This window comes from Rhodococcus sp. IEGM 1354, from assembly GCF_030056855.1.
GTDB lineage: Bacteria > Actinomycetota > Actinomycetes > Mycobacteriales > Mycobacteriaceae > Rhodococcoides.
The window spans coordinates 266,916-289,673 of record NZ_JASHKT010000004.1 but is presented as its reverse complement, the minus strand read 5'-3'; the positions used below and the strand labels follow the sequence as shown (position 1 = coordinate 289,673).

Genomic DNA, 22,758 nt, shown 5'->3' with positions numbered 1-22,758 from the left:
CCGCTGGATACCGACGTGAAAGAATACGAATCCGTGAAGACTTTCGATTCCCTGTTCGCCGAGCTCACCGACCGCGCGAAGACCCGCCCCGAGGGCTCGGGCACCGTCGCTGCGTTGGACGCAGGAGTTCATTTTCAGGGTAAGAAGGTCCTCGAAGAGGCCGGCGAGGTGTGGATCGCCGCCGAACACGAGAGCGACGCTGCACTCGCCGAAGAAATTTCGCAGCTGCTGTACTGGGTTCAGGTCATGATGGTGGGTAGGGGAATCGAGCTCGAGGACGTCTACCGACATCTGTGAGGCAAGGCCCGAACGTCTCCTGTGAACTCACCGATGAAGGAAAACTCCATGCTGCGTGTAGCCGTACCCAACAAGGGCGCGTTGTCCGAGTCCGCCGCCGAGATCCTCAGCGAGGCCGGCTACCGGCGTCGGAGCGACTCCAAGGATCTGACCGTCCTCGACCCTGCGAACGGGGTCGAATTCTTCTTTCTCCGTCCCAAGGACATTGCCATCTATGTCGGGTCGGGCCAGCTCGATCTGGGCATCACCGGACGAGACCTGGCTCTCGATTCCGGGGCCGCGGTCGAAGAGCGTCTGGCGCTAGGATTCGGCCGATCGACGTTCCGTTACGCGGCACCCGCAGGCAAGGAATGGGCACCCGAGGACCTGGGCGGACTACGCATCGCCACCTCGTACCCCAATCTCGTGCGTAAGGACTTGGCCGAGCGCGGCTTGGAGGCCACGGTGATCCGTCTCGACGGAGCCGTGGAGATTTCCATCCAACTCGGTGTCGCCGACGCCATCGCGGACGTGGTCGAGTCGGGCCGATCACTGCGTCAGAACAATCTCGTCGCGTTCGGCGAATCATTGTGCGATTCCGAGGGTGTTCTCATCGAACGCGCAGGCACCCCGGGCACCGACTCCGCACGCAAGCAACTCATCGCCCGCGTACAGGGCGTCGTCTTCGCCCAGCAGTACCTGATGCTCGATTACGACTGCCCCAAGTCGATCCTCGACGAAGCCGTCAAGATCACCCCCGGCATCGAATCACCCACGCTCGCACCGATGGTCGACGACAACTGGGTTGCCGTGCGCGCCATGGTCTCTCGCAAGGTCCACAACAACGTGATGGACGAGCTCGCGGAACTGGGCGCGAAAGCCATTCTCGCCTCCGACATCAGGTCCTGCCGAGCGTTCTGAGTGCGTGGCGGAACGCCCGTCGTTCCGCCACGATCACGCGCGCCGGCGAACCAGAACTGTTTGCGCGATGCGCCCGACCGGCCCCAGTTCGTCACTGAGGGTGCCTGCGCACATGGCGATGCCGTCCGGACCCGTCGACGTCTCGGCCGACACTCCGATCCAGTCGCCCTGGGGTTCGCGGAAGACGTGCACCGTCAGATCGGTGTTCAGGAACGTCCACTGCTCGATCGGCAATTTCGCACCCACACCGTTGGCGATGTCGGCAATCGAGAACAGCTGTTCGAGTGGCGTCATCGACTCACCCTGCACCAGAACGGGAGTCGGCTTCGCCCACACTTCACCGGGCCCCGCTGCGCCGAGCTCGGTGAGAAACTTGAACTCGACCGCGTCGAGGTATCCGGAGGTCCAGAGTCCGCCGAAGGTACTGTCGACGCCGGCGCTCACCGGTCGCATCACCGGATCGCCCACGTGCACGACGTCGTCGGTGGGCTCGGTACGCATACGCCATGCGCTGCCCCGCGCCACCGCTCGCGCCGGCCCCGCTGATCCTCGAGCCCAGAGTTCGGCGACGACGAGTTCGACATTTGCTCCCGGTCGCGCCGTCCATGCGCGAATCGTGATGTCCGACACCGGAACAGGTCCGAGAATGTCGACGACCACCCGGCTGATGCGAGTATCGGGTCTGGCGTCGACCCGCTCGAGTGCGCGGACCAACAACGCGGACGGCGGAGCGCCGTGCTGCATCGTCGGTGCCCACAGGCTGACGGTGTGCTCGGTGGCGGTGACGATCTCGTCACCGTCGTCGTCGACACCGGCAGGAACGAAGAAGGCGTCCGGACTCGTCACAGCTCCGTCTCCTCCTGCTCCGCAGCCGCCTGCGGCCAACCGGGGTACGGCGGGGGAGTGCCGCCGAACTCGGGGCACAGTGCCCGATGATCGCACCACTTGCACAGTGCGCCTTTCTTGGCGCGGAAGTCGCCGGTCTCACCGGCCGCCAGAATCGCCTTCCAGATGGCCGAGAGCATGCGCTCGAAGCGCAGCAGCTCACCCTCGTCTGGGGCGTACGTCAGCTCCTGCTTGTCGGCCAGGTACATCAACTTCAGTTGCGCGGGAACGACTCCGCGCATGCGCATGATCATCAGCGCATAGAACTTCATCTGAAACAGAGCTTTGGATTCGGTGAACTCACGCGGCGCACGTCCGGTCTTGTAATCGACGACGCGAATCATTCCGTTGGGTGCGACGTCGATCCGGTCGATGAATCCGCGCAGCGGCGTTCCGTCGTCCAACGCGATCTCGACGCGCTGTTCGCAGGACTCGGGATCGAAGTGCGTGGGATCTTCGAGTTCGTAGTACCCGTCCACCAGGGCACGAGCCCGGTCGAGGAAGGCCGGACGGTCGTCCGCCGGAACGAGCGACGCGATGTCGGGTGACTCGGCGACGACCCGATCCCAAGCCGGGTCCACCAAATCGCGGGCGGTGGTGGGCACTCGATCGCGGGCAGGGAGTGCGTACAGCGCCTCGAGTGCGGCATGCACCACAGTTCCCTTCACCTGAGCCTCGGTGGAGACCTCGGGAAGTCGGTCCACGGCACGGAAGCGATACAACAGCGGGCACTGCTTGAAATCACCTGCGCGAGAAGGGGACAGAGCCGGGGTACTGCGGTTGCCGGACCTCGAACGCGATACGCCGGCGCTGTCACCGACATCGAGAAGAGGTAAGTCGATGGGGCTCGACACGGAAATACTCACGACTGCGAGACTATGCCGCTGGTCCGACATCTTCGGTGAAGGCCGTAGTCTGGCACGTCGAGTCGTCCCCCCGACGCCTGCCGATCGAGGCCGAGCGTCACATCGCAACGAAAGCAGGTCCGCTGTGTCCTCCGGTGATTCCACATCCGCGTCGACCGACGGATTCGAGGCCGACGCCACGGTCGACGCATCGCTGCCCAGTGCGGACGACGTGGTCACTGCCACGACCGACGAGATCGAACTCGACCCGAATGTCACATCCGGCGCGGAGGTCACTCCCGCTGCCGACACAACAGCTGCCGACGCACCGGCGGAGACCGGTCCCGCCCGCAGTGGGCCGTTTCGAGTGGGCGATCGAGTTCAGCTCACCGACGGCAAGGGCCGTCACTACACGGTGGTACTGGAAGCCGGTAAGGAGTTCCACACTCACCGCGGCGGCATCACTCACGACAAACTGCTCGGTGCCGACGAGGGCAGCGTCGTCACCTCGGTGAACGGCACCCCCTACCTCGCGCTCCGGCCGCTGCTGACCGACTACGTGCTCTCGATGCCTCGCGGAGCCCAGGTGATCTACCCCAAGGACGCGGCGCAGATCGTGCACGAAGGTGACATGTTCCCCGGTGCTCGGGTGCTCGAGGCCGGTGCAGGATCCGGAGCACTGACGTGCTCGCTGCTGCGCGCGGTCGGCACTGCGGGCACGGTCATCTCGTACGAGATCCGGCAGGACCACGCCGACTATGCCGTGAAGAACGTCGAGACGTTCTTCGGCGAGCGCCCGTCGAACTGGCACCTGACCGTGGCGGACGTCGACCAGTTCGGTGTCGATCGCCCGGGTGAGCAGGTCGATCGGGTGGTCCTGGACATGCTCGCGCCGTGGGACGCGTTGCCCGCGGTGTCGAAGGCCCTCGTCCCCGGTGGAGTGCTGCTGGTCTACGTAGCGACGGTGACGCAGCTGTCCAAGGTCGTCGAGGCCCTGCGCGCACAGGAGTGCTGGACCGAACCTCGATCGTGGGAGTCGATGGTTCGCGGCTGGCACGTGGTGGGTCTCGCGGTTCGCCCCGAGCACCGCATGCAGGGTCACACGGCATTCCTCGTCAGCGTTCGACGCCTTGCCGAGGGCACCGTGACCCCGAAACCGCAGCGTCGTTCCGGTAAGGGCTGACGCTGCAGGCTCGGCTGTCGACTCAGACGCAGGGTGCCTGGCCCATGGCCAGGATCTGGCACGTGCTTGCGTCCGACAGCTTCCAGGTGCCATCGATCAGCACCCAGGTCTGCGGTGCCGGAGCCGCGGTCCCGCGTGGGGTGGCGATGGCGACGTCCGCGGTGGACGTCTCGCCGGCGACGGTCGGTTCCGACACCTCGAAGGTGATCGCTCCGTAGTTCGCCAGTGCGGCGGTCATCGTCTCCAGGTTCGTCAGGCGCGCCTGACCGTTCTCCACCGCCGCCGCCTTGGTCGCGGCGTCCACGTCCGGAGCCACCAACTGCTGCAGCGAGGTCTGCAGCTCGGCGACGGTAGGTGCTGTGACAGCCGGCCCAGCGGTGGTCGTCTCCATGGAGTCGCTGGTCGACGCGGAATTGTGATCGGCGTGATCGGATTCATCGCTCGAACTGCATCCTGCACCCACCAGAGCCACCGCGGCTACTGCGACGCTTGCCGAGAGAATACGCATTTTCACTGGTGAGGCCCCTGATTCCGTCGTCTGTCGATCGTTTGGTCAGGTGAGGCTAACATGAACTGGGATGGCCTTTCGGGGCCGCCGAGCAGAGTGGATGCCGACCCCGTTCGAGGTGTCGGTCCGCATCTCCGCGCCGCTGCCGGTAGCGTTGATAGATCGTCACTGGGAGGAGTCGCTCATGAGCTCAACAGACAATCCGGATGTGGCCGCGGCCAGAGCCGAACTGGACGCCGTGCGAGCCGAAGTCGCGTCGCTACGGCGCCAACTGGGGGAGTCCCCCGAGCAGGTACGCGAGCTCGAGGGCCGGGTCGATTCCTTGTCGCTGCGCAACACGAAGTTGCTCGACACTCTCAAGGAGGCCCGACAACAGCTCATTGCGCTGCGCGAGGAGGTGGACCGTCTCGGTCAACCGCCGAGCGGATACGGCGTCCTGCTGAGCGTGTTCGAGGACGGCACCGTCGACGTGTTCACGTCCGGTCGGAAGATGCGGCTGACGTGCTCACCCAACATCGAGGCCGACACGCTCGCTCCGGGGCAGACCGTGCGGTTGAACGAGGCGTTGACCATCGTCGAAGCGTGCACCTTCGATCAGGTCGGCGAGATCAGCACTCTCCGAGAGCTTCTGGGGGACGGATCGCGCGCACTCGTCGTCGGGCACGCCGACGAGGAACGGGTGGTCTGGTTGGCCAAGCCGTTGATCGACATGGTCAACGACGACGGACCGGTCGACCCGGACGAGCCGTCACGAAAGCTCCGTCCCGGCGATTCACTGCTGGTCGACACCAAGGCCGGCTACGCGTTCGAGCGAGTTCCCAAGGCCGAGGTGGAGGATCTCGTCCTCGAGGAGGTTCCGGACGTCGGCTACGAGGACATCGGCGGTCTCGGGCGGCAGATCGAGCAGATTCGGGACGCCGTCGAATTGCCGTTCCTGCACAAGGATCTGTTCCGGGAGTACTCACTGCGTCCACCGAAGGGCGTGCTGCTGTACGGCCCTCCCGGGTGCGGAAAGACATTGATCGCCAAGGCCGTTGCCAACTCGTTGGCGAAGAAGATTGCCGAGGCACGTGGCCAGGATGCGCGGGAGGCGAAGTCGTTCTTCCTCAACATCAAGGGTCCCGAGCTGCTCAACAAGTTCGTCGGTGAAACCGAGCGTCATATCCGCATGATCTTCCAGCGGGCACGCGAGAAGGCGTCCGAGGGAACGCCGGTCATCGTGTTCTTCGACGAGATGGACTCGATCTTCCGTACCCGCGGCTCCGGCGTCTCGTCCGACGTGGAGACGACGGTCGTTCCCCAGCTGCTCGCCGAAATCGACGGTGTCGAAGGCCTCGAGAATGTCATCGTGATCGGTGCGTCCAACCGCGAGGACATGATCGACCCCGCGATCCTGCGACCCGGCCGGCTCGACGTGAAGATCAAGATCGAGCGTCCCGACGCCGAATCGGCACAGGACATCTTCTCGAAGTACCTGACCGACTCGCTTCCGGTCAACGCCGACGACGTCGCCGAGTTCGGCGGCGATCGTGCGGCGTGCATCCGGGGGATGATCGATCGCGTCGTCGAGCGCATGTACGCCGAGAGTGACGACAATCGCTTCCTCGAGGTCACCTACGCCAACGGGGACAAGGAAGTTCTGTACTTCAAGGACTTCAACTCCGGGGCCATGATCCAGAACATCGTCGACCGGGCGAAGAAGTACGCCATCAAGTCGGTTCTCGAAACCGGAAATGCCGGACTGCGGATTCAGCACCTTTTCGATTCCATCGTCGACGAGTTCGCGGAGAACGAAGATCTGCCGAACACCACGAATCCGGACGACTGGGCTCGGATCTCGGGCAAGAAGGGCGAGCGAATCGTCTACATTCGCACGTTGGTCACCGGCAAGAACGCCAGCGCGAGCCGGGCGATCGACACCGAGGCCAATACCGGTCAGTACCTGTAGATCCACCGCTGGGCAGTTTTCGGGGCACGTCCGCACAGGGCGCGCCCCGAACTGCATCTGTCGGCCGTCTAGGCTCGACTTATGCAGCGCATCATCGGTATCGAGGTCGAGTACGGCATTTCTTCACCGACCGAGCCCACCGCCAACCCGATCCTGACGTCCACCCAGGCGGTGTTGGCGTACGCGGCAGCCGCAGGAGTGCCCCGCGCCAAGCGCACCCGCTGGGACTACGAGGTGGAATCACCGCTGCGCGATGCCCGAGGCTTCGATCTCGGACGGTTCAGCGGACCGGCTCCGGTCATCGATGCCGACGAGATCGGCGCAGCGAACATGATTCTCACCAACGGTGCCCGCCTGTACGTCGATCACGCGCACCCCGAGTACTCGGCCCCGGAGGTGCGGGACCCGCTGGACGCGGTGATCTGGGACAAGGCAGGCGAACGCGTCATGGAAGCGGCCGCACGGCACGCGTCGAGCGTCCCGGGGGCTCCGCGCCTGCAGCTGTACAAGAACAACGTCGACGGCAAAGGCGCGTCGTACGGCACACACGAGAACTACCTGATGTCGCGCGAGACGCCGTTCTCGGCAGTGATTGCGGGGCTATCGCCGTTCTTCGCCTCGAGGCAGGTCATCACCGGCTCCGGTCGAGTCGGTATCGGCCAGTCGGGCGACGAGGCCGGGTTCCAACTCTCGCAGCGAGCGGACTACATCGAGGTGGAGGTCGGACTGGAGACCACCCTCAAGCGCGGCATCATCAACACCAGGGACGAACCGCACGCAGACGCAGACAAGTACCGACGTCTGCACTGCATCATCGGCGACGCGAACCTGGCGGAGATGTCGACCTACCTCAAGGTGGGAACCACGGCCCTCGTGCTCGACCTCATCGAGGCGGGCGTCGACCTGTCGGATCTGCAGCTGGCCAGGCCGGTCACGGCTGTCCATCAGATCAGCCACGATCCCACCCTGCGCAAGGCCGTGGCACTCGCCGACGGCCGCGAACTGACGGGCCTTGCGCTGCAGCGGATCTACCACCAGCGGGCGGCGAAGTTCGTTGCCGCCGAGGGTAGCGACGACGCACGGGCACTGGACGTGCTCGACAAGTGGGCGATGGTGCTGGACCTGCTCGAGCGCGATCCCATGGAGTGCGCTCATCTACTGGACTGGCCGGCGAAATTGCGCCTGCTCGAGGGGTTCCGCCAGCGTGAAGGCCTCGGCTGGTCCGCTCCGCGGCTACACCTGGTGGACCTGCAGTATTCCGATGTTCGCCTCGACAAGGGGCTCTACAACAGGTTGGTCGCCCGCGGTTCGATGGATCGTCTCGTGACCGAGCAGCAAGTTCTCGATGCGGTCGGCACACCGCCCGACGACACGCGGGCCTACTTCCGCGGCGAATGCCTGCGCAAATTCGGTGCCGACATCGCCGCAGCGAGCTGGGACTCGGTCATCTTCGACCTCGGTGGCGATTCGCTGGTACGAATTCCGACGCTCGAGCCGTTGCGGGGAACGAAATCCCACGTCGGTGCCCTGTTGGAGTCCGTGGACAGTGCAGCGGAACTGGTCGACCAGCTCACGACCTGATCGGCCACGGCATTCGGATGGGTCGTTCGGCGGTGTCTTGCCAACCGGCGAGGTCGGACTGTCGGTAGGGTAAAGGTCCGTGCACTTTCGGCGGAACGTTCGGTAGCACTTGCACATCCACGCCGGTGCGCTTCGGATGACCCGGCGACCGTGCAGTAGATCTGTTTTCTCGATACACGGAGGAGGTCGGCGACTATGGCTCAGGAGCAGACACGGCGCTCGGGCGGCGGCGGCGACGACGAGGTCCCAGGCGACACGGGGGCCGGTGGCCAGGAACGACGCGAGAAGTTGGCCGAGGAGACCGACGATCTTCTCGACGAGATCGACGACGTACTCGAGGAGAATGCCGAGGACTTCGTCCGCGCCTACGTTCAGAAGGGCGGCCAGTGACGGTGGATCGTTCGGACCCACGGTCGGCAGGCGACGGACCGGCAATTCCGCTGGGTTCCAGCAGCTCGTCCTTCTCCGACTACCTCCGGCAACACGCCCCGCACTTGTTGCCGGAGAGCGGCCTCGCCGCCGATCTGGCGACGAGGGCGCACGAGCATTCCGACAAGTCGGGGATTGCGCCCCACGGCACGACGATCGTGGCGCTGACGTACGCGGGCGGGGTGTTGATCGCCGGTGATCGCCGTGCCACACAGGGCAACCTGATCGCCAACCGAGACATGCAGAAGGTGTACGTCACGGACGAGTACTCCGCGGCCGGTATCGCCGGAACTGCCGGTATCGCAATCGAATTGGTGCGACTGTTCGCTGTCGAACTCGAGCACTACGAGAAGATCGAGGGCGTACCCCTCACCTTCAACGGCAAGGCCAACAAGTTGTCGTCGATGGTTCGCAGCAACCTGGGTGCGGCGATGCAGGGACTGGCTGCGGTGCCGTTGCTGGTCGGATTCGACATCGACATCTCCGATCCCGACAGAGCCGGACGCATCGTGTCGTACGACGTGGTCGGCGGGCGTTACGAGGAGCGGTCGGGCTATCACGCGGTGGGTTCGGGCTCGTTGTTCGCCAAATCTGCGCTCAAGAAGTTGTACCGCCCCGGAATGTCCGAGGACGAGGCACTCCGTGCTGCAGTCGAGTCGCTGTACGACGCCGCCGACGACGACTCGGCCACCGGTGGGCCCGACGTCACCCGCGGCATCTACCCGACGGCGGTTGCCATCACGAGCGTCGGTGCGGACGACGTCGCGCACGATCGAATATCGGCTGCGGCCAGATCGGTTCTCGCGGAACGGACCGAGAGCGCAGCGCACACCGGCGGCGCGGACCACCACACCCGAGCAGGCCAGGAAGTCAGCGAAGGGGGTAGCGCGCTATGACGATGCCGTACTACGCATCTGCCGAGCAGATCATGCGCGATCGTTCGGAATTGGCGCGCAAGGGAATCGGCCGCGGCCGCAGCGTCATCGTGCTCGCCTACGCCGACGGGGTTTTGTTCGTCGCCGAGAATCGCTCGACCGCGCTGCACAAGGTCAGTGAACTCTACGACCGCATCGGTTTCGCTGCCGTCGGCAAGTACAACGAGTTCGAGAACTTGCGCAAGGCCGGCATCCAGCACGCGGACATCAAGGGATACACCTACGATCGGCGCGATGTCACCGGCCGGTCGTTGGCGAAGACCTACGCCCAGGCGCTGGGCACGATCTTCACCGAGCAGCTCAAGCCGTACGAGGTCGAGATCTGCGTCGCCGAGGTGTCCCATCAGGACGAGCCGATGGCTACGCAGCTGTACCGCATCACGTACGACGGCTCCATCGTCGACGAACAGGATTTCGTCGTCATGGGCGGTACCACCGAGCCCATCGTGGCCGCGCTGAAAGATACGTACCGGTCCGGCCTCGGGTTGGCGGACGCGGTTCGTATCGCCGTCGACGCGCTCACCGCTGGACCGACGGCGCCTGCTACTGCCGGTGCCGAGCCCGAGAAGAAGGTTCTCGAGGTATCGGCCCTGGAGGTAGCCGTCCTGGATCAGGGGCGACCGCGTCGAGCGTTCCGGCGTATCGCCGGAGCTGCTCTGGCGGACATGTTGCCCGCATCGGCACCGTCCGAGATCGGCGACGGCTCCCCGCAGCCGGAGACTCCGTAGTAGTCCGAACACTTCGGATCGAGATCGACGGCCTCGTGCTCTATCGCTTCCGATAGAGCACGAGGCCGTTCTCGTCACTGCCGAACTGGAAGGTCGTGCCGTCTCCGACGACCTCACCGTCGGCCGCGAGGGCAACCGGGGCACCGTCCACCTCGACGGTCAGTCGTTTCGCCACACTCCGCACGTAGGCAGGCGACGAGCCGAGCGTTCCGGTGATCGTCGCCCACAGCAGTCGTGTTCTCGATGCCTTGGGCTCCGACGGGAGAAAGCGAACATCGAGGGTGCCGGTATGAATGCTGCTGCGCGACATGGGAACTTGATCGATTGGATCGTAGGTACCGTTGCCGACGAAGAGCATCCACACCGAGTGAGCCACCCCGTCGAGTCGAATGTTCAGTGGCTCTGCAGCCGCGAGCACTCTGGTCATCGCAACCGCAGCGGCCGGCCACTTACCGATTCGTCTCTGCAGCTTCTGCCGTAACCGCACCGAGTCGGGGTAGCCCCCGAACGTCGCGGTGTTGACGAACGACACACTGCGGCCGTCGACGTCCACCTCGGCGATGTCGACCAGTTCCGCGGTGCCCGCCTCGACGGCGGCAGCGGTGTCTTCGACTGCGGTCAGACCGGTGTCGCGAGCGAAGTGGTTGAGAGTGCCACCCGGAAACGCGGCGAGCGGCAGGCCGTTGCGGGCAGCCGAGGCAGCGACGCTGACGACCGTGCCGTCGCCTCCGCACACTCCGAGAGCACGCGGCGTCGTGTCCCGAATTCTTGCTTCGAGTTGCTCGTTGAAGTCCTTCTCGGGATCGGGTACGAACAGGTCGGCGTCGGGGAGCTCGCGGCGGATGGCGTCCGGTACCGCCTCCGAACCGTCACCGGATGCGGGATTGACGAGCACCAACAGTCTCCGTCCGCCCGGCAGTGGCTCGACCTCGACCGGCGAGCCGAGAGCGGCGGGCTTCGCCGACCGTACGGCCCACCAGCGGCGGGTCGACAACGCGATCGCCGAGCCGAGTGCAGCTCCGGCGACGACATCGGTGGGCCAGTGGACTCCGACGTGAACGCGGGAATAGCAGACTGCGGCGGCGACCGGAGCCAGCAGCAATCCTGCCTTCGGTGATTCGATGGCTACCGCGGTGACGAAGGCGGCCGCGGACGCCGAGTGACCGGAGGGAAACGACGAGGACACCGGCGGGGCGAGCACGCGGCGCAGTACGGGAACCAGCTCGGTACCCGGCCTCGACCTCGGGAACACCGGCTTGAGCAGACCGTTCGCCACGGCGCTGGCACCCGCCACGGCGATCAGCCCCCGCACGCCGCCACGTCGGGCCGAGCCACCGGCCGCGCCGAGAAGTGCGGCGGCGCCGAGCCACAGGCGACTGTGATCGGCGGCCGTGCTCAGCGCGCGAAGACCCGCGTCGGCCCTGCTCGAGCGCAGTGCCGCACTTCGCGCCACCAGGGACAGGTCCCAAGCGTGAACCGAGGCCGCAACAGACGTAGGCGTGGAAGTCACAGGACCCAGCCTAGGCATGGACGCCATCGGGGCGCTCCGACACATCCATCGGTGGGTTGCGTTGTAGTGTCGAAGTGTGCAGCGACGAATTATGGGCATCGAGACCGAGTTCGGTGTCACATGTACCTTTCACGGACACCGACGGCTCAGTCCGGACGAAGTGGCCCGCTACCTCTTCCGTCGCGTGGTTTCGTGGGGCCGCAGCTCGAATGTGTTCCTCCGCAACGGCGCTCGCCTCTATCTCGATGTCGGTTCGCATCCCGAGTACGCCACTGCAGAGTGCGACAGCCTGCTGCAGTTGGTCACCCATGATCGCGCAGGCGAGCGGGTACTCGAGGATCTGCTGATCGACGCCGAACAGCGTCTCGCCGAGGAGGGCATCGGCGGAGACATCTACCTGTTCAAGAACAACACCGATTCGGCGGGTAACTCGTACGGTTGCCACGAGAATTTCCTCGTCCAGCGAGCGGGCGAATTCTCGCGCATCTCGGATGTGCTCCTACCGTTCCTGGTCACCCGCCAATTGATCTGTGGCGCAGGCAAGGTGCTGCAGACACCCAAGGCCGCGACGTTCTGCCTCTCGCAGCGCGCCGAGCACATCTGGGAAGGCGTGTCGTCGGCAACCACTCGCTCGCGGCCGATCATCAACACCCGCGACGAACCGCACGCCGATGCCGAGAAGTATCGCCGGCTCCACGTCATCGTCGGCGACTCCAACATGGCCGAGACCTCGACCATGCTCAAGGTGGGGACGGCCGCGCTCGTCCTCGAGATGATCGAGGCAGGCGTCTCGTTCCGAGACTTCGCGCTGGACAATCCGATTCGGGCCATTCGCGAGGTCAGCCACGATCTGACCGGTCGCAGGCCGGTCCGCCTCGCCGGCGGTCGTCAGGCCAGTGCGCTCGAAATCCAGCGTGAGTACTACGCCCGGGCCGTCGAGCATCTCCAGACGCGGGAGCCGAATGCTCAGGTGACGCAAGTGGTGGACCTGTGGGGACGCACACTCGATGCCATCGAGTCGCAGGACTTCGCCAAGGTCGACACCGAAATCGACTGGGTCATCAAACGCAAGCTGTTCGAGCGGTATCAGGACCGCTACTCGATGGAACTCTCCGATCCCAAGATCGCTCAGCTCGATCTTGCCTACCACGACATCAAGCGTGGACGCGGAGTGTTCGACGTGCTGCAGCGCAAGGGTCTGGTCAAGCGAGTCACCGAGGACGAGCAGATCGACGAAGCGGTGAATCTGCCGCCGCAGACGACCCGCGCGAAGCTGCGCGGCGAATTCATCACGGCGGCCCAGGAAGCCGGACGCGACTTCACCGTCGACTGGGTGCATCTCAAACTCAATGATCAGGCGCAGCGAACGGTGTTGTGCAAGGACCCGTTCCGTTCGGTCGACGAGCGCGTCGAGCGACTCATCGCATCGATGTAGTCCGACCGCGACTCGACTGGAGGCCGGGTACCGATCCAGGCAACTCGGGTCGCTACAGCTCCGGCGGGCAGTGAACAACTAGGCTCGACTGTCGTGGCCACCACCAAAGTCGAACGCCTGATGAACCTGGTCATCTGTCTGTTGTCGACGCGTCAGTTCCTGACCGCGGAGTGGATCCGCGAGAGTGTCGCCGGGTACGACGACTCGACGAGCCTCGAGGCGTTCAGCAGGATGTTCGAGCGTGACAAGAACGAACTGCGCGATCTCGGGGTGCCGCTCGAGACCGGCATCGCCACGCGGTTCGGTGGTGTCGAGGGCTATCGGATCAACCGAGATGCCTACGAGCTGCCGGACATCGATCTCACCAGCGAGGAGTCGGCTGCGGTCGCGGTGGCCGTCAAACTGTGGGAATCACCGGAACTGACGTCCGCGGCCCAGAGCGCGCTGCTGAAGCTTCGCGCCGCAGGTATTCAGGTCGACCAGAGCGAGTCGGCCGCTGCCGTCACGGCTGTTCCGGCGCGAACCCGAGGGTCCGAGCCCGCACTGGGTGCCCTGCTCGCGGCGATCGACGAGGGTAAGTCTGTGCGGTTCGAGCACCGACCCTCGCTGACCGAGCCGTTCGTCACCCGAACGGTCCAGCCGTGGGGCGTTGTGACGTTCCGGGGCCGTTGGTACCTCGTGGGACACGACGTGGACCGAGCCGACACCCGAACCTTCCGACTGTCCCGGATCGGCGACGACGTCAAAGCCTTCGGATCACCTCAGAGTGTCCGCAAGCCCGACGGTATCGATCTGCAGGACATCGTCCGCCGCGTCGCGGGCACGTCCTCGGTATCGGGTACCGCGCGAGTGTGGCTCCAGGACGGTCGGGCGACGGAGCTGCGGAGGATGGGCACCGTGGTGGGGGAGCAGACGGTGGGCTCGCGTGCCGGAACGGTCGTCGAGGTTCCGGTACGGTCCTGGGATTGGATTTCGCGGCTCATCGCCGGTCACGGTCCCGACGCGATGGTGTTGGCCCCGGCAGAGCTGCGGGCCGATGTCATCTCGACCTTGCAGACTGCAGCCGAACTGGAGAACGAACGATGAGCGCGCGTCTGTCGGTGCGGTTGGCCCGCCTGCTCAACATGGTGCCCTTCTTCATGGCCAATCCGGGCTTGAGCGCAGAGGAGGCCGCTCGGGAACTGGGCGTGACCACCGCGACGCTGATGGCCGATCTCAATCAGCTCTGGATGTGCGGTCTGCCCGGGTACGGACCGGGTGATCTCATCGATCTGTCGTTCTCGGAGGAGAGCATCGACGTCACCTTCTCCGCCGGGATCGACCGGCCGCTGCGGTTGACGTCCACCGAGGCCACAGCACTGTTGGTCGCACTGCGGTCGTTGACCTCGATGCCGGGGATGGTCGATCCGTCGGCCGCTCAGCGAGCGATCGCGAAGATCGAGACCGCGGCCGGGTCGGCGGCGGCGAACGTGCCGCTCTCGTCCGACCACGACACGGCCGAGGCGGAGGAGGGTCCGGTATCGAGCACCGTACGGTCTGCGCTCCGGGCCCGGCACGCACTCGAACTCACCTACTACTCGGCGTCCCGAGACGTGCTCACCGAGCGCGTCGTCGATCCGATCAGGACCGTGGTGGTCGACGACAACAGCTATCTGCAGGCATGGTGTCGCGGTGCCGAGGGCGTTCGCCTGTTCAGATTCGATCGCATCGATTCGGCCACCGAGCTCGACGAACCGTCGTCCCCGCCGGAGTCGGTGCAGGACGAGGACGCTTTCGAGATCTTCAACGACGACCCCTCTCTGTCCCAAGCGCGGTTACGCGTGTCACCTGCGTTCACCTGGATCCTGGACTACTACCCGATGACGCAGGTAGCCGCCGAGTCGGACGGGTCCATCGAGGTGACCATGCGTTTCGCGACACTGCAGTGGATGACCCGGCTGACCCTCGGGTTCGGCGGTGGCGTCACCGTACTGGGACCTGAATCCTTGGTGAATTCCGTCCGCGATCGCGCACGGTCCGCCCTGAATGCCTACGCGGAGCTCGACGCCACCGACACCGGCGGCGCCGTCGCAACATGAACGTGAGGTGAAGCGGTGCGCTCCGTTGCCGAGCGCACCGCCCGCCGTCGGGTACGCTCGATTCATCTGATCTCAGGAGGTTCACATGGGATTCACCAGTCCCTGGCACTGGGCCATCGTCGCGGTGGTCGTCATCATTCTGTTCGGTTCCAAGAAGCTGCCCGAGGCTGCGCGTGGACTCGGACGCTCGTTGCGCATCTTCAAGAGCGAGGTCAAGGAGATGCAGAACGACGGCAAATCCGACACCGATACCGCGACTGCACAGCAGCCGGCCGCACCCGCTCAGCTGCCCTCCCCGGCACCCGTGGCGCAGACCGAGACCACACCCCAGCACGACGCGAAGTCTGCCTGAGCGACGCCGCTCAGCACACCTTCGGTGCCGCGTCGGCACCGAAGGTTCACTGCTGTCGGTGACGGCCCCGTGCCGCCTGCCGACCGAAGAAGGCTGACCGTAGAACACCATGCGCATTCCGTTCGATCCACGGCGCAGTAAGCGTCGAGTCAATCCCGACGGCACGATGTCGTTGGTCGATCATCTGTACGAGCTGCGAACCCGGCTGCTCTGGTCGCTGCTGGCCATCGCGGTGACCACTGCATTCGGATTCTTCTGGTACTCACACACGATCTTCGGCGTCGAAAGCCTCGGCGATCTGCTCCGAGGCCCGTACTGCACCCTGGACCCGAGCCTGCGTGCGGATCTGAGCAACGACGATCAGTGCCGCCTGCTCGCCACCGGCCCGTTCGACCAGTTCCTGTTGCGCTTCAAGGTGGCGTTCACCGCAGGCGTCGTGCTCGCCTGCCCCATCTGGCTGTACCAGATCTGGGCGTTCATCACCCCCGGCCTGTACGCCAACGAACGCCGCTACGCAGTCTCCTTCGTCACCGGTGCCGCTGCGCTGTTCGTGACCGGAGCGATTCTGGCGTACTTCGTCGTCGCCAAGGGCTTGCACTTTCTGCTGTCGATCGGTGACAACGTCCAGATCACGGCACTGAGCGGCGATCAGTACTTCGGTTTTCTGATCAATCTTCTGATCATCTTCGGTGTCAGCTTCGAAATACCGCTGCTGGTCGTCGGGTTGAACTTCGTCGGTGTTCTCACCTACGAACGCCTGAAAGCGTGGCGTCGCGGGTTGATCTTCGGACTGTTCGTGTTCGCGGCGATCGCAACGCCCGGACAGGATCCCTTCTCGATGCTGGCCTTGGCGTTGGCTCTGACGGTGCTCTTCGAGATGGCAGTGCAGATTGCGCGGATTCACGACAAGCGTAAGTTGCGCAAGAGAAGAGACGAATGGGGTGATGTGTCAGATGACGAAGCAACACGCATCGAAGGCGCAAGTTCTATCCAGGCCCCACACGCTGTCGCACCGACACCGCCTGTGGGCGGTACCGGCATTGCGACCCGAACACAGGCCGAGTACGACGACACGATCTGATGTGAGTCCGAGCGGCGGGGTGCGACCATGAGCGAGGCTGTTGTCGACACCCGGTCCAGGCCAGAACCCACTGAACTGCAACGGTTTTCCGCGGAGCTGAGCTTTCCGCTGGACCGCTTCCAGGTGGATGCGTGCACTGCGTTGGAGAACGGTCACGGTGTGTTGGTCTGCGCCCCGACCGGCGCGGGCAAGACGGTGATCGGCGAGTTCGCGGTGCACCTGGCCCTCGCCGCCGGTCGCAAATGCTTCTACACCACCCCCATCAAGGCGCTGAGCAACCAGAAGTTCGCCGAGTTGACTGCGCGATACGGACGCGAGACGGTCGGCCTGTTGACCGGTGATTCGTCCATCAATCCGGATGCACCCATCGTCATCATGACGACCGAGGTGCTGCGCAACATGCTCTACGCATCCTCCGACGCACTGCGCGGGCTCTCGCACGTGGTGATGGACGAGGTGCACTACCTGGCGGATCGGTTCCGAGGTGCGGTCTGGGAAGAAGTGATCCTGCACCTGTCAGACGACGTGCGTCTGGTGAGCCTGTCCGCAACGGTCAGCAACGCCGAGGAGTTCGGCGCGTGGATGAGTACCGTTCGCGGCGACACCTCGGTCGTCGTGGACGAGAACCGTCCCGTTCCGCTCTCGCAGCACATCATGGTGGGCCGTCGGTTGTTCGATCTCTTCGACACCCGAGCACAGTCACCGGACGGCCACCAGAAGGTCGTCGTCGACCGAGACCTGGTGCGGCACGTCAAGCAGCGTCAGTCGCTGGACTCCATGGATCGGTGGCACGCACCGCACAGTCGAGGACGCGTAGGTCGAAGCGGGGGCGGCGGACGCGGCGGCCACCAGGGAGGCGGAGGTGCCAACCGTCCGCTGGCTCGTCCCGATGTGATCGCCAAGCTGGACGAGGAAGGTCTGCTCCCGGCCATCACGTTCATCTTCAGTCGTGCAGGCTGCGACGGGGCCCTGACTCAGTGCATGCGTTCGCGGCTGGTTCTGACGACACCGGAGCAGGCCGAGGAGATCAGGTACATCGTCGAGAAGCACACCTCCGAACTCCCGCGCGAGGATCTGGAAGTGCTCGGCTTCTGGGAATGGCGAGATGCGCTCGAACGCGGGTTCGCCGCGCACCACGCCGGAATGCTGCCGGTCTTCCGCCACACCGTCGAGGAGCTGTTCGTCAAGGGATTGGTCAGAGCGGTGTTCGCCACCGAAACCCTGGCTCTCGGAATCAACATGCCTGCCCGCACCGTGGTGCTCGAAAAGCTGGTCAAGTTCAACGGTGAGACGCACGCGGAATTGACACCGGGGGAGTACACCCAGCTGACCGGCCGGGCCGGGCGACGCGGCATCGACGTCGAAGGTCACGCGGTTGTGCTCTGGCAGCCCGGTACCGAACCGACCGAGGTGGCCGGACTCGCGTCGACGCGAACGTTTCCCCTCCGGAGCTCCTTCGCCCCCGCCTACAACATGTCGATCAATCTGATCGAACAGTTCGGGGCGGCGGATTCACGTCAGTTGCTCGAACGGTCGTTCGCTCAGTTCCAGGCCGACCGGTCCGTCGTCGGCATGGTACGCGGTATCGAGAAGAACATGAAGACGTTGGAGGCGCTCGGCGCAACGCTCGGTGGCCCCGACGGGGAGTACTTCGAGTACGCGCGACTGCGCGAGCGTCTGAAGGATCGAGAGAAGACCCTCGAGCGTCAGAACAGGTCCGATCGGCGGGACAAAGCCGTCGACTCGTTGCGTGCGTTGCGCCGCGGCGACGTGATCTCGGTGCCGTCCGGACGGCGCAGCGGATTGGCAGTGGTACTCGAACCGGACGACGATCGCGGCGACCCGCGGCCGCTCGTGCTGACCGAGGACAAATGGGCCGGCCGTCTGTCCGCCGCCGATTTCCCCACGCCTGCAACATCTCTCGGCTCCATGCGATTGCCACGGTTCGTCGATCACCGCACCGCCAAGACCCGTCGGGATCTGGCGGCGGCGTTGGTCACCCGCGGCATATCCCAGCCCTCCGATCGCGTGGGACGAAAGTCGACCGCCGCCGACGACAAGGAGTTGGCAACCCTGCGGCGGGCCATCCGCTCGCATCCGGTGCACAGCCGGCCGGATCGCGAGGAACTCTCTCGAACCGGCGAACGCTACAACCGGCTGGCCCGGGAGACCGAGTCGATGCGGCAGAAGGTGTCGGCCACGACGAACTCGTTGGCCCGAACGTTCGACCGCATTCTGGCCTTGCTGGCGGACCGCTGCTACGTGACCCCGGGCAAGGATCCCAAGGTGACCGACGACGGTGCTCGATTGAGCCGGATCTACTCCGAATCCGATCTTCTGGTCGCGGAATGCCTCCGAGGCGGACTGTGGCAGGGACTGTCGGCCGCAGAGTTGGCAGCAGTGGTCTCGGCCGTGGTCTACGAGTCTCGTTCGGAAGGTGATATCACCCCGCACGGCCCGACCGGACCCATCAGGCATGCGTTGACCGAGACCGTGCGTGTGTGGCACGAGCTGCGGGCGGACGAGGTTCGGCACAAGTTGCCACCGACCAGAGAGCCGGACATGGGCTTCGTCAAAGCGATCTACAAGTGGGCTTCCGACCATTCACTCGTCGACGCACTGGTCGCGGCAGGCGACAACGGCAAGGCGCTGTCAGGTGGCGACTTCGTCCGATGGTGTCGGCAGGTCATCGACCTGCTCGACCAGGTGCGGCTCGCCGCTCCAGAACCCGAGCTGTCGCGAACCGCCGCCCGTGCCGTCGCCGCGCTGCGACAAGGAGTGGTGGCCGTCGATGCTGCGTGACCGACGCTGCGTGACGGGCCGAAACCGGACTGCCGGGTCGGTACAGCGGACGCAGCGGCAAGCGGGATACTGTACCCCCGACGGATTCGAGATTTCAGTGGAGGCGAGATGAGCGGCCCATACGGTCCGACCGACCCCGACAACAGTTGGTCACGAAAGCCGGACCAGGACGGTGCCGCGAAGGACGGGCAGGAAGCATCCACCGGCGAATCCGCGTCGTCGTCCGAATCGCTAACTCCGACTCCGTCGGCGTGGGGACAGTACGCGCCACCCACCGGCACCCCGACCACGCAGTACGGCGAATCTTCGGCAGGCGCGTACGGCCAGTCTCCGCAGGGGCAAACTCCCCAGGGGCAATACCCCCAGGGCGGGTATCCCCAGGGGCAGTACCCCCAGGGCGCGTATCCGGCCGGACCCTACCCGCAGCAGGGTCAGAGTCCTCAGGTTCAGGGTCCGCAGGGGCAGTACCCGCAGGGCTACAACCCCCAGAATCCCACCGCACAAAATCCCACCGCACAGAACCCGACCGCGCAATACCCGGCGGGACAGCCGTACGGGGCACCGTATTCGGGGGCCGGAGGGCAGCCTGCCGGTGACGCCGCCTACCAAAATCCCTACGCACCACAACAATTCGGTGGCAGTGGGCAGTACGGTGCCGGCCAGTACGGTCAGCAGCCTCCCTTCGCGGGCGGGCAGAATCCGAATCAGCAGTATCCCGGTCAGCAGTTTCCCGGACAGCAGTATCCGGGTGTGTACCCCGGGCAGTACCCGGGACAGCAGCCAGGTCCCGGTCGCAGTGGCGCACAGTCCAAGAAGCCGCTGATCATCGCGGGCTCCGTCATCGCCGTCGTGGCCGTGGTCGCGGCAGTGCTGTACTTCGCGTTCGGGCGCACGACCACCCTCGATACGACGGCCGCTCAGGACGGTATTCGTACAGTGTTGACGGAGTCCTACGGTGCCTCGAACGTCTCGGGGGTGTCGTGCCCGCAGAACATCGAAGTCAAGGCCGGCGCCAGCGTCGATTGCACGCTGACGGTCGACGGCGCGTTCAAGAAGGTGACGTTGACGTTCCTCAACGACGACGCCGACTACGAGGTCTCACTCCCGAAATAGCCCCGGTCAATTCGGCGACGCCGTGGCCGCCATCGCCGAGACGAGGCGGTCCACGGCGTTTCTGATTCCCAGGGTCTCCGCGAGCGTGTCGAGTGCCTCGAGATCTGCCGGTTCGGCCGGAATCTCGTCCGACCTCGACAGAACGACGTCGGCATCGGTGACGACCCGCACCACCGGCAGTGCCGCATCGAGGTAGTCGCTGGCATTGGCCAGCTTCGCCCGAATTCCCTTGGCCATGTCCGAAGCCGGATCGAGTGCCGCTGCACGCAGGGCAGCGACGGACTCGTACTGCAGCATGAGTGTGGAGGCCGTCTTCTCACCGACACCCTTGACACCCGGTAGCCCGTCCGACGCATCGCCGCGCAGAAGCGCCAACTCCGCGTAGGCCGCTCCCGCGCGGTGCAACGGGACGCCGTACCGCTCGGCAACCTCGACCGGGCCGAAGAGTTCGGCCTTGGCCAAGCCTCGACCCACGTACAGCACCCGTACCTCGTTCGGCTCGTCCGCCGCCACCTGCAACAGATCTCGGTCGCCGCTGACTACGACGACGGGATCGCGTCGTTCCTGTGCAGCCAAGGTTCCGAGCACGTCGTCGGCCTCGAGGCCGTCGGCCCCCGCGGTGGCAATTCCCAACGCCGCCAGGACGTCCATGATCATGTCCACCTGTGGCGTCAGGGTCTCGGGAACCTCTTCGCTCTCGGCCACATCAGGCGCGGCGTCGGCAACCCGGTGAGCCTTGTACGAGGGAACGAGGTCCACTCGGAACTGTGGACGCCAGTCGAGGTCGAGGCATACAGCCAATCGGCTCGGTTCGGTTCGCGTGATCAGGGCCGAGATCATGTCGAGGAAACCTCGCACGGCATTGACGGGACGGCCGTCGGGCGCCGTAATCGACTCGGGCAGAGCGTAGTAGGCCCTGAACCACAGGCTCGCGCCGTCGAGGAGCAGCAACGGCGACTTTCCGGGGGTGGTCATGGGGCTCATCTTGCCGTACGGCACTAGCCTGGAGGTATGAGTGTCGATTCTTCTCGTTTTCCCAGCGATGTCTACGCCTCCAGGCTCGCGCGCGCAGCCCGCCTGACGTCGGACGCAGGCCTGGACGCCCTGCTGATCACTCCGGGCCCTGATCTGCAGTATCTGATCGGGTCTACGGCCAGCTCGTTCGAGCGCCTCATCGCGTTGGTGGTGCCGGCGGACGGCAGGACTCCCAGCATCGTCGTGCCGCGGCTCGAACTCGCCGCGCTGGGTGACTCCGCCGCCGAGGATCTCGCACTGACACTCGTCGATTGGGTGGACGGCGTCGATCCGTACGCGCTCGTGGCTGCGGCCGTACCGGCCGGCAACAAGACCGCCGTCGCCGACGCAATGCCCGCCCTGCACTTCGTGCCGCTGGCAACAATTTTCGGGACCGTGCCGGTGCTGGCGACAGACGTTCTGCGACAGCTGCGGATGGTCAAGGACGACGCCGAGATCGATGCTCTGCGACGAGCCGGCCATGCCATCGACCGGGTTCACGCCCGGATGGGCGAGTGGCTCCGAGTGGGCCGAACCGAAGCCCAGATCGCGGCAGACATCGCGACGGCGATCGTCGAAGAAGGCCACACCGCACCGGAATTCATCATCGTCGGCTCCGGTCCGCACGGTGCCGATCCGCACCACGAGGTCTCCGATCGCGTCGTCGAGGCCGGCGACGTGGTCGTCGTCGACATCGGTGGACCCGTTGCGCCGGGATACAACTCGGACTCCACCCGCACCTACAGTCTCGGCGAGCCTTCGGCCGAGGTCGCTGCCCGATACGCGGTACTGGAGCGAGCTCAGCAGGCGGCAGTCGACGCCGTGTCGCCGGGAGTGAGCGCGGAGTCCATCGACGCAGCCGCACGCGAGGTGTTGGTCGACGCCGGTCTGGGAGAGGCGTTCCTGCACCGCACCGGACACGGTATCGGCCTGTCGGTACACGAGGAGCCGTACATCGTGGCGGGTAACGACATCACGCTGACCGAAGGAATGGCGTTCAGCATCGAACCGGGCATCTATTTCCGTGGACAGTGGGGTGCCAGGATCGAGGACATCGTCGTCGTGACTGCGAACGGGTGCGAATCGGTCAATCTCCGCCCCCACGGTCTCGCCGTGCTGCCGGTGTGACCGACG

21 protein-coding genes are annotated in these 22,758 nt (G+C 65.2%); 16 read left to right on the top strand and 5 right to left on the bottom strand.

The features are described from left to right. The first annotated feature begins 33 nt into the window (after positions 1-33). Complete coding sequence (locus tag QM588_RS10975; RefSeq protein WP_027497080.1) at positions 34-297, top strand: phosphoribosyl-ATP diphosphatase; 264 nt, start codon at positions 34-36, stop codon at positions 295-297. A 48-nt stretch (positions 298-345) separates the two neighbouring features. Further along, on the top strand, positions 346-1,197 hold the full coding sequence (gene hisG / locus QM588_RS10970) for an ATP phosphoribosyltransferase (RefSeq protein WP_032372777.1): 852 nt from the start codon (positions 346-348) through the stop codon (positions 1,195-1,197). 33 nt (positions 1,198-1,230) lie between these two features. Here the strand turns inward: hisG and QM588_RS10965 are convergent, their stop codons facing one another. Together QM588_RS10965 and QM588_RS10960 are read right to left on the bottom strand one after the other, a co-directional pair. Further along, on the bottom strand, positions 1,231-2,043 hold the full coding sequence (locus tag QM588_RS10965; RefSeq protein WP_442972895.1) for a thioesterase family protein: 813 nt from the start codon (positions 2,041-2,043) through the stop codon (positions 1,231-1,233). Then, positions 2,040-2,924 (bottom strand): RecB family exonuclease, encoded by an 885-nt coding sequence (locus QM588_RS10960; protein ID WP_442972901.1) that lies wholly within the window; start codon positions 2,922-2,924, stop codon positions 2,040-2,042. Before QM588_RS10960 ends, QM588_RS10965 begins: the two co-directional genes overlap by 4 nt. 370 nt (positions 2,925-3,294) lie before the next feature. Between QM588_RS10960 and QM588_RS10955 the strand changes: the two genes are divergently transcribed. Continuing rightward, the gene (locus QM588_RS10955) at positions 3,295-4,110 is read left to right on the top strand and encodes a tRNA (adenine-N1)-methyltransferase (protein WP_045841903.1); all 816 of its coding nucleotides are present in this window, start codon (positions 3,295-3,297) and stop codon (positions 4,108-4,110) included. Positions 4,111-4,132: 22 nt separating this feature from the next. Here the strand turns inward: QM588_RS10955 and QM588_RS10950 are convergent, their stop codons facing one another. Beyond that, positions 4,133-4,618, bottom strand: a complete 486-nt coding sequence (locus QM588_RS10950) for a hypothetical protein (protein WP_283313532.1) — start codon at positions 4,616-4,618, stop codon at positions 4,133-4,135. A 184-nt stretch (positions 4,619-4,802) separates the two neighbouring features. Between QM588_RS10950 and arc the strand changes: the two genes are divergently transcribed. From arc to prcA, 5 genes are all read left to right on the top strand, one after another. Then, positions 4,803-6,566 (top strand): proteasome ATPase, encoded by a 1,764-nt coding sequence (gene arc / locus QM588_RS10945; protein ID WP_032365854.1) that lies wholly within the window; start codon positions 4,803-4,805, stop codon positions 6,564-6,566. Between the two features lie 81 nt (positions 6,567-6,647). After that, the gene (gene dop / locus QM588_RS10940) at positions 6,648-8,147 is read left to right on the top strand and encodes a depupylase/deamidase Dop (protein ID WP_027497085.1); all 1,500 of its coding nucleotides are present in this window, start codon (positions 6,648-6,650) and stop codon (positions 8,145-8,147) included. Between the two features lie 195 nt (positions 8,148-8,342). Next, positions 8,343-8,537 (top strand): ubiquitin-like protein Pup, encoded by a 195-nt coding sequence (locus QM588_RS10935; protein WP_027497086.1) that lies wholly within the window; start codon positions 8,343-8,345, stop codon positions 8,535-8,537. Beyond that, entirely contained in the window at positions 8,534-9,472 is a 939-nt protein-coding gene (gene prcB / locus QM588_RS10930) for a proteasome subunit beta (protein WP_283313225.1), read from the top strand. Before QM588_RS10935 ends, prcB begins: the two co-directional genes overlap by 4 nt. Then, positions 9,469-10,239 carry a proteasome subunit alpha gene (prcA, locus tag QM588_RS10925; RefSeq protein WP_283313224.1) on the top strand — a complete coding sequence of 257 codons (771 nt, stop codon included), beginning with the start codon at positions 9,469-9,471 and terminating at the stop codon, positions 10,237-10,239. The genes prcB and prcA overlap by 4 nt, the downstream gene beginning before the upstream one ends. A 40-nt stretch (positions 10,240-10,279) precedes the next feature. Here the strand turns inward: prcA and QM588_RS10920 are convergent, their stop codons facing one another. Next, positions 10,280-11,767 carry a bifunctional phosphatase PAP2/diacylglycerol kinase family protein gene (locus QM588_RS10920; RefSeq protein WP_442972900.1) on the bottom strand — a complete coding sequence of 496 codons (1,488 nt, stop codon included), beginning with the start codon at positions 11,765-11,767 and terminating at the stop codon, positions 10,280-10,282. A 58-nt stretch (positions 11,768-11,825) separates the two neighbouring features. Here QM588_RS10920 and pafA point away from each other — a divergent pair, with 58 nt between their 5' ends. The 7 genes from pafA (at position 11,826) to QM588_RS10885 (ending at position 20,610) form a co-directional block, all read left to right on the top strand. Then, the gene (gene pafA, locus QM588_RS10915; protein WP_200937361.1) at positions 11,826-13,184 is read left to right on the top strand and encodes a Pup--protein ligase; all 1,359 of its coding nucleotides are present in this window, start codon (positions 11,826-11,828) and stop codon (positions 13,182-13,184) included. Positions 13,185-13,277: 93 nt separating this feature from the next. Then, the gene (locus QM588_RS10910; protein WP_283313220.1) at positions 13,278-14,270 is read left to right on the top strand and encodes a helix-turn-helix transcriptional regulator; all 993 of its coding nucleotides are present in this window, start codon (positions 13,278-13,280) and stop codon (positions 14,268-14,270) included. Then, complete coding sequence (locus tag QM588_RS10905; protein WP_283313219.1) at positions 14,267-15,262, top strand: helix-turn-helix transcriptional regulator; 996 nt, start codon at positions 14,267-14,269, stop codon at positions 15,260-15,262. The genes QM588_RS10910 and QM588_RS10905 overlap by 4 nt, the downstream gene beginning before the upstream one ends. 85 nt (positions 15,263-15,347) lie before the next feature. After that, a complete protein-coding gene (gene tatA / locus QM588_RS10900; RefSeq protein WP_027497093.1) occupies positions 15,348-15,614 on the top strand; it encodes a Sec-independent protein translocase subunit TatA in 267 nt (88 codons plus the stop codon). 109 nt (positions 15,615-15,723) lie between these two features. Further along, complete coding sequence (gene tatC, locus QM588_RS10895) at positions 15,724-16,695, top strand: twin-arginine translocase subunit TatC (protein ID WP_283313216.1); 972 nt, start codon at positions 15,724-15,726, stop codon at positions 16,693-16,695. A 27-nt stretch (positions 16,696-16,722) separates the two neighbouring features. Further along, the gene (locus QM588_RS10890; RefSeq protein WP_283313215.1) at positions 16,723-19,497 is read left to right on the top strand and encodes a DEAD/DEAH box helicase; all 2,775 of its coding nucleotides are present in this window, start codon (positions 16,723-16,725) and stop codon (positions 19,495-19,497) included. A gap of 108 nt (positions 19,498-19,605) precedes the next feature. Continuing rightward, positions 19,606-20,610: a DUF4333 domain-containing protein gene (locus QM588_RS10885; RefSeq protein ID WP_283313213.1), complete on the top strand. Its 1,005-nt coding sequence runs from the start codon at positions 19,606-19,608 to the stop codon at positions 20,608-20,610. A gap of 6 nt (positions 20,611-20,616) precedes the next feature. On the opposite strand, the gene QM588_RS10880 is transcribed toward QM588_RS10885, so the two are convergent. Next, on the bottom strand, positions 20,617-21,594 hold the full coding sequence (locus QM588_RS10880) for a 5'-3' exonuclease (protein ID WP_283313211.1): 978 nt from the start codon (positions 21,592-21,594) through the stop codon (positions 20,617-20,619). A 27-nt stretch (positions 21,595-21,621) separates the two neighbouring features. On the opposite strand from QM588_RS10880, the gene QM588_RS10875 reads away from it, so the two are divergent. Continuing rightward, complete coding sequence (locus QM588_RS10875) at positions 21,622-22,752, top strand: M24 family metallopeptidase (protein WP_283313209.1); 1,131 nt, start codon at positions 21,622-21,624, stop codon at positions 22,750-22,752. Positions 22,753-22,758: the final 6 nt, after the last annotated feature.